Source organism: Ruegeria sp. CH2 (assembly GCF_056537065.1).
In genome coordinates this window covers 191,185-204,602 of the sequence record NZ_JBQFQV010000003.1, presented here as the reverse complement: position 1 = coordinate 204,602, position 13,418 = coordinate 191,185, and the positions used below count along the sequence as shown (strand labels likewise).

Genomic DNA, 13,418 nt, shown 5'->3' with positions numbered 1-13,418 from the left:
GACGGCTCTTTCACCCGGGGGTCAGCGTGGTAAGTTGGCGCGAACAGGTATTTAGGAACACTTGATGCAGCTTTTTGAATACAAGGTCGTCCCCGCGCCGCAAAAGGGCGTGAAAGCCAAGGGCGTGAAAACGGCCGAGGGCCGCTTTGCGGTCTCGGTCGAACAGGTTCTGAACCAGATGGCGCAGGACGGCTGGGAATACCAGCGCGCCGAGCTGCTGCCCAGCGAGGAACGCTCGGGCCTGACCGGATCGACCACAAACTGGCGCAATGTGCTGGTGTTCCGGCGGGTCGTGGCCGAGGAAGTCGATGCGTCGGTGATCGGAGACGTACCCGAGTTTGACGACACCCCATTGGCCCAACCGATCCCCGGCCCCGATGTGGTGGCCGCGCCGAAACCAATTTCGGAAGACGCGAATGAGCCGCCTTTGTCGTTGAAAAGCCGGGAACAGGTTGACCAGGACACGGATACCACGGGCGACAAGAAAGACGCCTGAGACGGATCAGGGTTTGACGTGCGGTTACACCTGCAACACGGTGTGCACCGCAGTTTGAGCAGCCCGCCCGCGGGCAGGTTTGGCGCTGCGGGCGCGATATGTGCTTATCAACCCAGCGAAATCTGTGGCATGTTAACTGGACAACCGGGAGGGACTTTGAAATGGGTATTCGGCAGACACAGGGGCGGGCACGCCTGTATGACAGCATCCTTGATACAGTCGGCGACACGCCCTGTATCCGGATGAACCGGATCGCGCCGGAGCATGTGACCGTTTATGTGAAGTTCGAAGCGTTCAATCCGGCGGGGTCGGTCAAGGACAGGCTGGCGCTGAATATCATCGAGGCGGCAGAACGGGATGGGCGGCTGAAACCCGGCCAGACGGTTGTCGAGGCGACATCGGGCAATACCGGGATCGGGCTTGCCATGGTCTGTGCGGCCAAGGGATATCCGCTGGTCGTGACGATGGCCGAAAGCTTTTCGGTCGAGCGGCGCAAGCTGATGCGCTTTCTGGGCGCGAAGGTTGTTCTGACCCCCAAGGCACAAAAGGGGTTCGGCATGTATACCAAGGCCAAGGAACTGGCCGAGGAAAACGGGTGGTTTCTGGCCAGCCAGTTCGAGACTGCCGCCAATGCCGATATTCACGAGAATACGACCGCGCGGGAAATCCTTGCGGATTTCGAAGGCAAGCAGCTGGATTACTGGGTGACGGGCTATGGCACCGGCGGCACGGTCGCCGGAGTGTCACGCATGTTGCGCAAAGAGCGGCCCGATACGAAAATCATCCTGACCGAACCGGCTAATGCCGCCATCGTGTCGTCAGGCTATGTGAATACGCGCAACGACGATCACCAGCCCACCGAAAGCCACCCCAATTTCGAGCCGCACCCGATTCAGGGTTGGACACCGGATTTCATTCCTTGGGTCCTTCAGGAAGCCATCGACAATTCCTATTACGACCAGCTGGTCCCTATTCCGGGGCCGCAAGGGATTGAGTGGTCGCGCCGCCTGGCCTCGGAAGAGGGGATATTCACCGGGATCTCGGGCGGGTCGACCTTTGCGGTGGCGATGAAACTGGCCGAAACCGCAGCGCCGGGAGCGGTCATGCTGGTGATGCTGCCGGATACGGGCGAGCGTTACCTGTCGACGCCTCTGTTCGAGGGGATCGAAGACGTCATGACGGATGAGGAATATGCGATCTCGGCCTCGACCCCATCCGCGCAGATGAGCGCAGAATAGGGCGCAGCGTCAGGTTCCGATATCCAGCGCCAGCGCGTGGATGCGGGGCACGATGTCGCCCAGCGCCTTGTGCACGGCCCTGTGGCGGGCGACGCGGGATTGACCGGCGAATGCGGCGGCGCGGATGCGGACGTTGAAATGGCTTTCGCCGCCTTCCCTGTGGCCTGCATGGCCGCGATGGCTTTCGCTGTCGTCGATCACGTCAAGCTCATGCGGGTCAAAGGCGGCTTGCAGGCGGGTTCGGATTTCGTCGGTCACGCTCATTTTTTTGCTCAGCGGCAAAATTTTTGCCGCCCCCCTCTTCTACTTTCGGCTGCTTAGACTAAACTGCTGCCTCCGAGTCGAAAAGATGCGTTCGTGAGGATAGAGCATGGCGAAATCAGACCCCTTCGGATTCGATTTGTCCGTTTCCAGCGCCAAGAAAAAGAACCCGCGTGGGCGCCGGGGCATGTCAGGCGCGTCCGAGACCTCGGTCCGGATCTGCGATCACGACGGGTGTGACGAGCCGGGCAAGTTCCGCGCCCCCAAGGCACCGGATGTGCTGGATGACTATTTCTGGTTCTGCCAGCAGCACGTGCGCGAGTATAACCAGAAGTGGAATTTCTTCGACGGCACCACCGAGGCCGAGCTGAACGCGCAGCGCTCGAAGGACAAGGTTTGGGAGCGCGAAACCAAGCCGATGGGAGACCCGGAGGCGCGCGCCTGGGCCCGTCTGGGCATTGAGGACCCGCATCAGGTTCTGGGTGCCAACAGCACGCAGAACAAGGGGCGCACCTCGGGTGGTGGTGGACGTCGCCTGCCCCCTACTGAACGCCGCGCGATCGAGATTCTGGAAGCCAATGACAGCTGGTCCAAGACCGAAGTGCGCAAAGCGTACAAGAAGCTGATCAAGGTGTTGCACCCGGACATGAACGGCGGCGACCGGTCGCAGGAAGAGCAGTTGCAAGAGGTCGTCTGGGCCTGGGACCAGATCAAGGACAGCCGGAATTTCAAGTAAGGCCGCCTTCAATCGCCAGTTGTTTACACAGTTTGAAACGATTGTGAGGATGCTGTCTGGAAACCTGTTTCAATTCCCGCGATAGTGGCAGGGAATAGAACCAGAGCTTTTCCCGGAGCATCCACTGTGCGTATGCCTTTCTTACTGTTGCTTGCCTCGCTTTGCGGGCTGGTCGTGGCGCAGTTCTATCCAACCGAGATGGACTGGCTGTTCCTTTTGTCCCTGCTTTGTGTGTTCGCCAGTACGATCCTTCTGATCCGGGCATGGTTCGACTGGCGCAGGGCCAACACGTGGATCATCGTGGACGGGTCGAACGTGATGCACTGGAAAGACGGCGCCCCGGATCTGGCGACGTTGCGGCAGGTTCTGGCCAGCCTGAAGCAAGCCGGGTTCAAACCGGGCGTCGTGTTCGACGCGAATGTCGGGTACAAGGTCGAAGGGGAATACATGAACGACCGGGCGCTGAGCCGCGCCTTGGGCTTGCGGGCCAAGCGGGTCATGGTCGCGCCCAAAGGCACGCCGGCAGATCCGCTGATCTTGCAGGCGGCGCGGGACAGCAGGGCGCGTATCGTGACAAATGACAGGTTCCGCGACTGGGAGGACGAGTTTCCGGATGTGTTGAAAGCGGATCGCCTTGTGAAAGGTGGTTTTCGCAAGGACGAGCTTTGGTTTTCGCTTTGACCACACGACCACAGCTTTACGCAACGATCCGGGTTTCGTAGCGTTCAGGAGTGATACCGACGGGCCCCTGCCCCGAAATAACCGTGTTGGATGCAAGCACCGTGGCACGCAAAGAGCAGAAACCGCCAAAAGCCAAGATCCCGCCGGATCATCCGTTTTCTGACATCGTCAGCGAAGCCTACAGGGTTTTCACCTATCCAAAGCCGACCAGTATCGAGGTTTGTGAGGGCTGCTGCATGGACGCCGACATTGAGGCCGATTTCTTTACACCGCCCATTGCCGAGCTTCCCCTGCATTACGTTCAGGACTGGTTCTTTGCCGCTTGTGATCCTGCGGGGATAGCCCGCGACACATGGGGGTACCTGCTGCCCCGGATCCTTGAGATTCTGGCCATGGACGAAGACCCCGCCAGCGTTGGGCTGGAGGTGAGCCTGAACCGGTATGAAACCGGCAACCCGGAGAACTGGTCACCCGAGGAATGGCGGGTTCTGGACCGGTTCCAGCGCGCGTATCTGAAACGCGAGATGGCACGGGAACGCGGCTGTCTGGACGATACACTGTGCATGTTCGCCCTAGCGGGGTGGCCGCTGGAATCGCTGTTCGAACAGGTCGCCGCAAGCCCGGATACCGAATTGGTGCTGCGCCTGTGGCGCGATTGGTGCGCATATTGCGTTCCGGGGCGGGACTCGATCTGGATTACCGCATTCTGGAACAGCCCCGGCAATACGCGGGCCTTTGAGTTCTACACCTCGGAAGCGATGCACGACAGGATGACCCGCATCGCGTTCGCCGAGGTCACACCGGAGGATATCGCGGAAAAGGCGCTGGCCGTAGCCAGTGTTATCGAGACCCATGCCGATTGGGCAATGGGTGGGATGAGCGGGTCTTGAAACCTGTGCCATGCCGGTGTGATCCCCGGCGGATGAAGACGTCAATCCATGTTTGATTGGTCCCTGATTAGCAACTACTGCACTATAGCATCCAACAGCGAGGTATTGTCGGGGTACGCGCGCCTATCAGTGGCGCCACGATTTCCGCAACGCGGGACTAATCTGCGAACACGTCTCGCAACGCGCGCGCCTCGCGCCCGGTCAGGCAGCTTAGGCGCGTTTGGGGGGGCGGTCCTGCGTCTGAAAGCAACCCCGGAAAGAGCGCGCGCAGTTCCTCTACATCGTCGCGGTGCAGTGATTTCAGCGCCATGTCACCCGGAAACAGGCTTTCGCTTTGCAGACCGTGCGAGGTGAGGATCACATGTTCGGCGCAGGCGATGTGATAATATGTCACCGCCTCGCCCGTGGTCACTTGCCGGATGGTATCATCGTTGACCAGATGAATGGCCGCGCAGAACACGCTTGGTGCGCCAAAATAAAGCTCGGCCCGCCAGCCCCCCAGCACAACCCGGTGTTGCGGAGAGAGGTAAAGATCCCTGTCCGGCAGGCCCTTGCCCAACGCATCGCGCCGGATGCAGACCGGGTTGAATTGGGGCCAGACGCGCAGGATTTGCGCGCTGAGTGTTCGTTTGCCGATCCATTCGATGGGCAGCGGGGTCCCGCCGGCTACGCAAACCCGGTCGCCCACGGTCAGATCTTCGACCGGGCGCGGGCCGCGATCCGTTTCGATCAGGGTGCCCGAAACAAAACAGGGCGGATCGGTCGGGTTCAGATCACTCGGGGTGATTTTCCAGTTGCCAGTGGTCATCGGACCGGTTGGGTTATTGGCATCCCAGGCGTAGATTTGCCCGCCGACCTGAATGAATTCTCCGGTTTCCCCGGTTCCGCGGTAGTTTCCTTGCCCCAGATAGGTGTAAGGCTGGAAAGTCGCGCCCCCGTCAAACGACACCATCGATCCGCTGATGATCGCGGATTGTGTCGTGTTCTGGACGATGAGATCGTTCTGGCCCGTTGTCTTGGCCGTATGGAGAAGAACGTTAAATGCCACCGGGCGTCACCAAGGTCGTGCGGGCATTCTCCAACGTCGACCTGTTATTCAACACAGAGCAACATCCCGGAAAGGCCTGCGCTTGACATTCCTGCTTCACCAATACCCGATCACTTACAAAACGCCCCATAAGAACAACTTATATGATTGATAACGTCGTTTTCAACAACATATGGATTGCTGAATACTTACCTGCATGCAGCATATCGGACACATGGTTTGGCAGGTGCGTCTGAACGGCGGTTCTGTCATTGAGGAACGCGGCGTGATCTGCGTCTTGTACCTGTCGCGACCAAGGATCACCCGCGCGTCGATAGGGCCAGTTTGAAAGAAAAACCTGCTCACCTTTCCGAGCGGGCGGCTTTCCCTTGCCCTTGCCCGCAATATGTTGCACCACACACGGGTTCAAACCCGGCAATGCGGGCCAAAGGATAAGGACAAGGCGAATGGCTGACGGATCGATCGATGTAAACGCAAAACCCACCGAAGATATCTCGGTCCGTGACGTATTTGGCATTGAGACGGATATGAAGGTCAAAGGGTTTGCCGAAGCCACCGACCGTGTGCCCGTCATCGACCCGACCTACAAGTTTGACCCCGAGACAACGTTGGCGATCCTGGCGGGCTTTGCCCATAATCGCCGGGTGATGATTCAGGGCTATCACGGCACCGGCAAATCGACCCATATCGAGCAGGTCGCCGCCCGTCTGAACTGGCCCGCCGTGCGCGTGAACCTGGACAGCCACATCAGCCGGATCGACCTGATCGGCAAGGACGCGATCAAGCTGCGCGACGGCAAGCAGGTGACCGAATTCCACGAGGGCATCCTGCCCTGGGCCCTGCGCAACCCCGTCGCCATCGTGTTCGACGAATATGACGCGGGCCGTGCCGACGTGATGTTCGTGATCCAGCGGGTGCTGGAACATGATGGCAAGCTGACCCTGCTGGACCAGAATGAGATCATCACGCCGAACCCGTGTTTCCGCCTGTTTGCCACCGCAAACACCGTGGGTCTGGGCGATACCACGGGTCTGTATCACGGCACCCAGCAGATCAACCAGGCGCAGATGGACCGCTGGTCGCTGGTCTCAACCCTGAACTATCTGAGCCATGACGCTGAGACGATGATCGTGCTGTCGAAGGCGCCGCATTACAACACCGCCGAGGGGCGCAAGACCGTCAGCCAAATGGTCACCGTGGCCGACCTGACCCGGACCGCCTTCATGAATGGCGATCTGTCCACCGTCATGAGCCCGCGGACCGTGATCAACTGGGCGCAGAATGCCGAGATCTTCCGCAATGTGGGCTATGCGTTCCGCCTGTCGTTCCTGAACAAATGCGACGAGTTGGAACGTCAGACCGTGGCCGAGTTCTATCAGCGCTGTTTCGACGAGGAACTGCCGGAGAGCGCCGCGAGCGCGAGCTTGGGCTAATTGGTGATACGACTAACGATAGGTGCAGCGTTAATTTCGTTGCCCTCTCTGGCGCACGCCGAACTATCTTCAAGCGTTTTTCCGACCGGTGCTTCAGAAATCGAGAAGATCAAACACTGTGTGGCTGTGAACTATGCCAACGCACTAGCTGGACTAGTTGGTTCGGAGATAGCCAACTTGTCCTCCAAGCCACGCGAATACTACTTTGGCGACACAGTTCAGACCAACCTACCCGCCGACTGGATTCTTGAGGCCATAGGAGGAATGTCGGTTTTAGCAGATGCGCAAAAAGTAGCACTCGGCTGGGAAAAAAACTGGCGAAGCCAAGGCGAAACCTACTGGGCACCAATCAAACTTAACGATGGCGAACCTTACAATGTTCACGAAGGCAGACTTCTCGCTGCCCACACAATTGCATGTGCGGAATTCACGCACGCTATCACTATTAAGTATGGTCGCGGTTTCTACTCGAAAAACACCCAGGAAGTTTCGCTACCTGAGTAACTCCCAACTGGTGAGTGTTTAGCTGGGACTGTAGGTTAAATGGGGCAAGTGCATCTGATTGCATAAGAACCTGCTGTACAGGTGTGCTGGTTCGATGGGAAAAGGGGGTTGGCCCTATGGTCAAGTCCCCTGAATAGCACTAGGTTGCCGGGACAGAACAAGACCGGACCTGCCTGATGAGCAAACCCAACGACAACCCCGCTGATCCGTTCAAGAAAGCGCTGGCCGAGGCCACCAAGGTCATGGCTGATGATCCTGAGCTGAACATCTCGTACACGGTCGATCCATCGGGCCTGTCGGGTGAGTCGATGCGGCTGCCGCAGGTGTCTCGGCGTATGACGCGGGAAGAGGTTCTGCTGGCGCGCGGCACGGCGGATGCGCTGGCCTTGCAGCGCCGGTATCATGATGACGCCACCCATGCGCGCTATGCGCCTCCGGGGGATATGGCGCGGGATTTGTACGAGGCGATGGAAACGGCACGTTGCGAGGCGATGGGTGCGCGGGATATGCCCGGCACTGCCAGCAACATCGACGTCAAGATCGGGCATGAGGCGATCCGGCGCGGCTATGACCAGTGCAAGCAGCCTGCCGATGCGCCCTTGTCGGTGGCGGCGGGTTATCTGATCCGGCATCTGGCCACCGGGCGCGATCTGCCGCCTGCGGCCGAGAACATCATGAACCTGTGGCGCGGGTTCATCGAGGAACAGGCCGGTGGCGTGTTGGAGAACCTTGATGACGTGCTGTCGGATCAGGCGGAGTTCGCCAAGTTCGCGCGCCAGATGATCAAGGATCTGGGCTATGGCGACCAGCTGGGTGATGACCCCGACGAGTTGGACGACGAGCAGGAAGACCAGGCCGAGGACGACGCCGAGGAACAGCCCGATCCCGACAGCACCGGTCAGGATGATCAGGACGATCAGGACGCGGATGCGACGCCTGAGCAGACGCAGGAAGAGCAGCAGGATCAATCTCAGGCGCAGGTCTCGATGGACGAGATGGCCGAGGATGAGCTGGGTGACGAGGCCGAGATGCCTGATGGCGAAGCGCCGCTGGAGCCGCCTGCCCCGCCGCCCGCATCCGAAGCGGACCCGGATTACAAGGTCTATCTGAGCACGCATGATGAAGAGATTGCCGCTGAGGATTTGGCGGAACCGGCCGAGCTGGAACGTCTGCGGGCCTATTTGGATCAGCAGCTTGAACCGCTGAAAGGCGCGGTGAGCCGTTTGGCCAACAAGCTGCAACGTCGGCTGCAGGCGCAGCAGAACCGCAGCTGGGAGTTCGACCGCGAGGAAGGCATTCTGGACGCGGGCCGATTGGCACGAGTGGTCGCGAACCCCACCACTCCGCTGAGTTTCAAGGTCGAGAAGGATACCGAGTTCCGCGATACGGTTGTCACGCTGCTGCTGGACAATTCGGGGTCGATGCGGGGGCGTCCGATTTCGATCGCCGCCATCTGCGCCGATGTTCTGGCGCGGACGCTGGAACGCTGCAATGTGAAGGTCGAGATATTGGGCTTTACCACGCGGGCGTGGAAAGGCGGTCAGGCGCGCGAGGCATGGCTGAACGATGGCCGCCCGCAGCAACCTGGCCGTCTGAACGACCTGCGCCACATCATCTACAAGGGCGCCGATGCGCCGTGGCGGCGGGCGCGGCCCAATCTGGGCCTGATGATGAAAGAGGGCCTGCTGAAGGAAAACATCGACGGTGAGGCGCTGGAATGGGCGCATCGCCGGATGATCGCGCGGCGCGAGCAGCGCAAGATTCTGATGGTGATTTCGGATGGGGCTCCGGTTGATGATTCAACCCTGAGCGTGAACCCCGCCAACTATCTGGAAAAGCACCTGCGCGATGTGATTGCCATGGTGGAGAAGCGCAAGATGGTCGAGCTGCTGGCGATTGGCATCGGTCATGATGTGACCCGGTATTACGACCGTGCGGTGACGATCACCGATGTGGAACAGCTGGCCGGTGCGATGACGGAACAACTGGCGGCCCTGTTCGACAGTGATCCGCGCGCGCGGGCGCGGGTGATGGGGATGAAGAAGGTCAGCTAGGCTGGCCTTGCCTCCGGCGGGAGTATTTCCCAAAAGATGAAAAGGCGGCGATTTCGACCGCCCGGCTGAGGGAGGTGTAGTATGTTCCAGTCCTTTGAGGTGACCGCGCGGCCCGAGCAGGGGCCGCCGCGTCTGGCTGCGTTGCGCGCGGAGCTGGCGCGCGAAGGGTTGGACGGGTTTTTGATCCCGCGTGCGGATGCGCATCAGGGCGAGTATGTGGCCCCGCGGGATGAGCGTCTGGCCTGGTTGACCGGGTTTACGGGATCGGCCGGGTTCTGTGCTGCGCTGACCGGCATGGCCGGTGTGTTCATCGACGGGCGGTATCGCACGCAGGTCAAGGCGCAGGTCGCGGATGTGTTCACGCCGGTGCCGTGGCCTGATATCAGCCTGAGTACATGGCTGAAAGCGCAGTTGCCCGGTGGTGGTAAGGTGGGCTTTGATCCGTGGTTGCACGCGGCAGGGCAGATCTCGTCCACGCTGGGCGAGCTTGAGGGCGCAGGCATCGAACTGGTGCGCTGCGGCAATCTGGTGGACCGCATTTGGGCGGATCAGCCTGAACCGCCGATGCAGGCCGTCAAGGCGCATCCGATCGAGTTTGCGGGCGAAACCGCTGACAGCAAGATTGCCAGACTGGCCGCAGACCTGCGGCAGGCCGGGCGAAAGGCCGCGGTGATCACGTTGCCGGATTCGATCATGTGGCTGCTGAACGTTCGGGGGTCGGATATCGCTTACAACCCCGTGGCCCACGGGTTTGCGATCCTGCATGACGACGGCCGGGTCGATCTGTTCATGGCTACGGCAAAACTGTTGGACGTGCAGGATCATCTGGACCCGAAGGTGACGGTGCACAACCCCGCGGAGTTTCTGGAGGCGGTGAAAGCGCTGGACGGTGCGGTACAGGTGGACCTGAGCACGGTGCCGCAGATCGTGGCGGACGCGTTGGGTGATGCCATGGTGGATGGCGGCGACCCCTGTGCCCTGCCCAAGGCCTGCAAGAACCCGGCCGAAATCGCGGGCAGCGCCGAGGCGCATTTGCGCGATGCGGTGGCGGTGGTCGAAACCCTGTGCTGGCTGGACGCACAGCCCCCCGGCAGCCTGTCCGAGACGCAGGTGGTCACGCGGCTGGAAGACAACCGCCGCAGGGACAACGTGTTGCAGGATATCTCATTCGATACCATTGCCGGGACAGGACCAAACGGCGCGATCATGCATTACCGCGTGACGAACGAGACCGACAGCCGGTTGCAGGACGGTCATCTGCTGGTGCTGGACAGTGGCGGACAATATCTGGATGGCACCACCGATATCACGCGGACGCTTGCCATCGGCTCTGTCGGGGCGGAGGAAAAGACCTGCTTCACCCGCGTGCTGAAGGGCATGATTGCCATGTCGATGCTGCGCTGGCCCGCAGGGCTGGCCGGGCGCGACATCGAATGCGTGGCCCGCACGCCGCTATGGGCGGCGGGGCAGGATTTCAACCATGGTGTCGGACACGGCGTCGGGGCCTATCTGAGCGTGCATGAGGGGCCTCAGCGCCTGTCGAAGGTCAGCCATGTCCCGCTGCAACCCGGCATGATCCTGTCGAATGAGCCGGGATATTACCGCGAAGGGGCCTTTGGCATCCGCATCGAAAACCTTGTGGTTGTGGAAGAAGCCCCGGCCCTGCCCGGTGGCGACGTGGAACGCGCGATGCTGTGCTGGCGCACCCTGACATTTGTGCCAATTGACCGCAGGCTGATCATGGTGGATATGTTGACGCCTGACGAGCGCGGCTGGCTGAACGCCTATCATCGCGACGTCGCGGAAAAAATCCGCCCAAGGCTGGGACATGACGCGCAACTGTGGTTGGATGCCGCAACTGCGCCGATCTGACACCCGCCTGTTACATAGAACGGGCAGAGGAGAGGCCCCAATACGTCGACGGAAGGACCAGAGATGACTGAGATCACGATCCAAAAAGCACCGGGCAAATGGACTGTCCGTTCGGGCGGTGCGATTCTGGGCGAAACGAGCAACGCGCTGGAACTGCACGAAGGCGACAAAGCTCCGGTGATTTACTTTCCGCGCGGCGATGTTGCGATGGCGTTTCTGGATCAGACCGACAAGGTGACGCATTGCGCCGGCAAGGGCGACGCGACGCATTTTTCCATCGTCAACAAATCCTCGGTGACCGAAAACGCGGTCTGGAGCTATGAAGACCCGATTTCCACCGTGGCCGAGATCAAGGGATACCTGGCATTTTATCCGGTGGACTCGGTGAAGGTGGAGCAGATTTAGAGGCGCCGGACAGGGTTTCAGCGGAGGTTTCCGGAACGCTTGTCCCGGTCGCGGGCGCCTTACGAATGTTCCTCGGCCGCGGTGGCTGCAAGGGCCCGGTTGTAAGCCTTGAGCGCGTCGACATGGTAGAGCGCGCCAACCGGTGTCTCGGACCCGTCCTGTTCCAGAACGATAACCGGAATGCAGGGAATGTCGTCGCGGTCGAAATAGGGCATCGCGGCCTCAAGCGTGGCGCTGGCCTGAATGCACAGGCCCTGTTTGATCAGGGCTTGCGCCTCGTCCGCAGTGATCGACCGTTGATCCCCGAGCGGACGCATTACCGCCCCGGCACGGAGCATTGCCAGCAGATAGGCCTGCGGCCCGGCGGCCAGATGGACATCGCGGCGTTCCAGCTGGGTCAGGAAGAACGACCTGTCCACCAGGCGTGAGGCCAGCGCCGTGGACATGGACACACTGACCATAACAGCAAGGCCGATCTGCCAGTCGCCGGTCAGTTCAAACACGATCAGAGTGGTCGAGATCGGGGCACCCAGCACCGCCGCGGCCACCGCGCCCATTCCGGCAAAGGCATAAAGTGTGTGCGTGCCGGACACATCCGGCAGCAGCCCTGTGGCGATCAGTCCGAACGCCAGCCCGGTCAGCGCGCCGATCATCAGGGACGGTGAAAACACTCCACCCCCCATGCGCCCGCCCATGGTGATCGCCACGGCGATTGTCTTGGTCACCGCAAACAGGATCGCGGTTGTCAAAACCAGATCGCCGGTTAAAGCGCGGATCGTAGTCTGGTAGCCCACGCCGATGATATGCGGGAACCAGATCGCCATCAGCCCCAGCATCGCGCCGGACACGGCCGGTCGCAGCCAGCCCGGAATGGACAGGCGGTTCTGGATATGGCTGCCGATATCTTCAGCAAAGAAGATCGATCGCATCAGCAGCAGCGCGACAAAGCCGCAGATCAGGCCGAGGATCAGGAAGGCGGGAAGTTCGACATAGAATTGCAGCGATCCGGGCGTTTCCAGCGTGAACTCGGTAACGTCGCCATATTCGAGGCGGTTGATCACCGTTCCGGCGACCGAGGCGATGACGATCGGGGCAAAGGCATGCACGGCGAAGTGGCGCAGCACGACCTCGAGCGCGAACAGGGCACCGGCGATGGGGGCGTTGAAGCTGGCTGATACGGCGGCGGCGACAGCACAGCCCAGCAAGTCGCGGCCCGTGATCCCGTCGGCATGGATACGGTTGCTGACCCAGGTGGAAATCACCCCGGCCATATGCACCACGGGGCCTTCGCGGCCCGTTGACCCGCCCGAACTGAGCGTGATCAGCGAGGCAAAGAACGAGGCGATGCCGGCCTTGACCTCGACCCGCCCGTCGGTGATGGCGGACCCTTCGATCACATCAGCGACGGACCTGACGCGCCCGTCATTGGTGAACCGGTTCAGGATCAGGCCCACGACCAGCCCACCGATGATCGGGATGATCAGGATCATGAACCACGGCAGTTTCTCGGCATGGCTGTGCAGCAGCAGAACGTCGTCGGTGTCATAGAGATAGGCCTGCAACGCGCGGATGGCCTTGCGGAATCCAAGCGCCATGAAACCGGCAGCGATACCGATGACCAGCGCGATGAACCAGAACTGGATCTGGCTTGGTCCCCGGCGCAGCATCACCCGCCACGCATCCCTGATCGCGGCCAGAGCCTGATTGAGCTGGTTGCGCAGAACGGTGCGGGTCGACTGGGTCATTGGCCCTCGGGGATCATCACGTAACCCTTAGTAAGCCACGGAGCACCCTAATAAA

Annotated in this window: 14 protein-coding genes; 11 read left to right on the top strand and 3 right to left on the bottom strand. The window is 60.7% G+C overall.

Annotated elements, in window-relative coordinates; genetic code table 11:
• Positions 1–64: 64 nt before the first annotated feature.
• On the top strand, positions 65–496 hold the full coding sequence (locus ACR0M9_RS07240; RefSeq protein WP_480773209.1) for a DUF4177 domain-containing protein: 432 nt from the start codon (positions 65–67) through the stop codon (positions 494–496).
• A gap of 161 nt (positions 497–657) precedes the next feature.
• The gene (locus ACR0M9_RS07235; protein WP_480773208.1) at positions 658–1,734 is read left to right on the top strand and encodes a PLP-dependent cysteine synthase family protein; all 1,077 of its coding nucleotides are present in this window, start codon (positions 658–660) and stop codon (positions 1,732–1,734) included.
• Positions 1,735–1,743: 9 nt separating this feature from the next.
• Here the strand turns inward: ACR0M9_RS07235 and ACR0M9_RS07230 are convergent, their stop codons facing one another.
• Entirely contained in the window at positions 1,744–1,998 is a 255-nt protein-coding gene (locus ACR0M9_RS07230; protein WP_209597754.1) for a BolA family protein, read from the bottom strand.
• A 106-nt stretch (positions 1,999–2,104) separates the two neighbouring features.
• Between ACR0M9_RS07230 and ACR0M9_RS07225 the strand changes: the two genes are divergently transcribed.
• The 3 genes from ACR0M9_RS07225 (at position 2,105) to ACR0M9_RS07215 (ending at position 4,302) form a co-directional block, all read left to right on the top strand.
• Entirely contained in the window at positions 2,105–2,731 is a 627-nt protein-coding gene (locus ACR0M9_RS07225) for a DnaJ domain-containing protein (RefSeq protein ID WP_480773207.1), read from the top strand.
• Positions 2,732–2,863: 132 nt separating this feature from the next.
• Positions 2,864–3,412 carry an NYN domain-containing protein gene (locus ACR0M9_RS07220; RefSeq protein WP_267365904.1) on the top strand — a complete coding sequence of 183 codons (549 nt, stop codon included), beginning with the start codon at positions 2,864–2,866 and terminating at the stop codon, positions 3,410–3,412.
• Between the two features lie 101 nt (positions 3,413–3,513).
• Entirely contained in the window at positions 3,514–4,302 is a 789-nt protein-coding gene (locus tag ACR0M9_RS07215) for a hypothetical protein (RefSeq protein ID WP_480773206.1), read from the top strand.
• Between the two features lie 157 nt (positions 4,303–4,459).
• On the opposite strand, the gene ACR0M9_RS07210 is transcribed toward ACR0M9_RS07215, so the two are convergent.
• Positions 4,460–5,350: a Hint domain-containing protein gene (locus ACR0M9_RS07210; protein ID WP_480773205.1), complete on the bottom strand. Its 891-nt coding sequence runs from the start codon at positions 5,348–5,350 to the stop codon at positions 4,460–4,462.
• Positions 5,351–5,546: 196 nt separating this feature from the next.
• On the opposite strand from ACR0M9_RS07210, the gene ACR0M9_RS07205 reads away from it, so the two are divergent.
• The 6 genes from ACR0M9_RS07205 to ACR0M9_RS07180 all read left to right on the top strand — a co-directional run bounded on the left by ACR0M9_RS07205 (position 5,547) and on the right by ACR0M9_RS07180 (position 11,618).
• Positions 5,547–5,678, top strand: a complete 132-nt coding sequence (locus tag ACR0M9_RS07205; RefSeq protein WP_480773204.1) for a hypothetical protein — start codon at positions 5,547–5,549, stop codon at positions 5,676–5,678.
• A 118-nt stretch (positions 5,679–5,796) separates the two neighbouring features.
• Entirely contained in the window at positions 5,797–6,783 is a 987-nt protein-coding gene (gene cobS / locus ACR0M9_RS07200) for a cobaltochelatase subunit CobS (protein ID WP_209504507.1), read from the top strand.
• A gap of 3 nt (positions 6,784–6,786) precedes the next feature.
• Positions 6,787–7,287, top strand: coding sequence for a hypothetical protein (locus ACR0M9_RS07195; RefSeq protein WP_480773203.1), 501 nt, complete (start codon positions 6,787–6,789; stop codon positions 7,285–7,287).
• A gap of 176 nt (positions 7,288–7,463) precedes the next feature.
• Positions 7,464–9,341 carry a cobaltochelatase subunit CobT gene (gene cobT / locus ACR0M9_RS07190; RefSeq protein ID WP_480773202.1) on the top strand — a complete coding sequence of 626 codons (1,878 nt, stop codon included), beginning with the start codon at positions 7,464–7,466 and terminating at the stop codon, positions 9,339–9,341.
• Positions 9,342–9,422: 81 nt separating this feature from the next.
• Positions 9,423–11,213 (top strand): aminopeptidase P family protein, encoded by a 1,791-nt coding sequence (locus ACR0M9_RS07185; RefSeq protein ID WP_480773201.1) that lies wholly within the window; start codon positions 9,423–9,425, stop codon positions 11,211–11,213.
• A gap of 63 nt (positions 11,214–11,276) precedes the next feature.
• Positions 11,277–11,618, top strand: coding sequence for a DUF427 domain-containing protein (locus ACR0M9_RS07180; protein WP_480475975.1), 342 nt, complete (start codon positions 11,277–11,279; stop codon positions 11,616–11,618).
• 59 nt (positions 11,619–11,677) lie between these two features.
• Here the strand turns inward: ACR0M9_RS07180 and ACR0M9_RS07175 are convergent, their stop codons facing one another.
• Positions 11,678–13,363, bottom strand: coding sequence for a chloride channel protein (locus ACR0M9_RS07175; protein ID WP_480773200.1), 1,686 nt, complete (start codon positions 13,361–13,363; stop codon positions 11,678–11,680).
• Positions 13,364–13,418: the final 55 nt, after the last annotated feature.

What these genes read in the sequence shown, in the direction of transcription:
- ACR0M9_RS07175 (WP_480773200.1), bottom strand. Translation starts at nt 13,363, where the DNA reads ATGACCCAGTCGACCCGCACCGTTCTGCGCAACCAGCTCAATCAGGCT.
- cobS (WP_209504507.1), top strand. Translation starts at nt 5,797, where the DNA reads ATGGCTGACGGATCGATCGATGTAAACGCAAAACCCACCGAAGATATC.
- ACR0M9_RS07220 (WP_267365904.1), top strand. Translation starts at nt 2,864, where the DNA reads ATGCCTTTCTTACTGTTGCTTGCCTCGCTTTGCGGGCTGGTCGTGGCG.
- ACR0M9_RS07225 (WP_480773207.1), top strand. Translation starts at nt 2,105, where the DNA reads ATGGCGAAATCAGACCCCTTCGGATTCGATTTGTCCGTTTCCAGCGCC.
- ACR0M9_RS07180 (WP_480475975.1), top strand. Translation starts at nt 11,277, where the DNA reads ATGACTGAGATCACGATCCAAAAAGCACCGGGCAAATGGACTGTCCGT.
- ACR0M9_RS07235 (WP_480773208.1), top strand. Translation starts at nt 658, where the DNA reads ATGGGTATTCGGCAGACACAGGGGCGGGCACGCCTGTATGACAGCATC.
- ACR0M9_RS07185 (WP_480773201.1), top strand. Translation starts at nt 9,423, where the DNA reads ATGTTCCAGTCCTTTGAGGTGACCGCGCGGCCCGAGCAGGGGCCGCCG.
- cobT (WP_480773202.1), top strand. Translation starts at nt 7,464, where the DNA reads ATGAGCAAACCCAACGACAACCCCGCTGATCCGTTCAAGAAAGCGCTG.
- ACR0M9_RS07205 (WP_480773204.1), top strand. Translation starts at nt 5,547, where the DNA reads ATGCAGCATATCGGACACATGGTTTGGCAGGTGCGTCTGAACGGCGGT.
- ACR0M9_RS07240 (WP_480773209.1), top strand. Translation starts at nt 65, where the DNA reads ATGCAGCTTTTTGAATACAAGGTCGTCCCCGCGCCGCAAAAGGGCGTG.
- ACR0M9_RS07230 (WP_209597754.1), bottom strand. Translation starts at nt 1,998, where the DNA reads ATGAGCGTGACCGACGAAATCCGAACCCGCCTGCAAGCCGCCTTTGAC.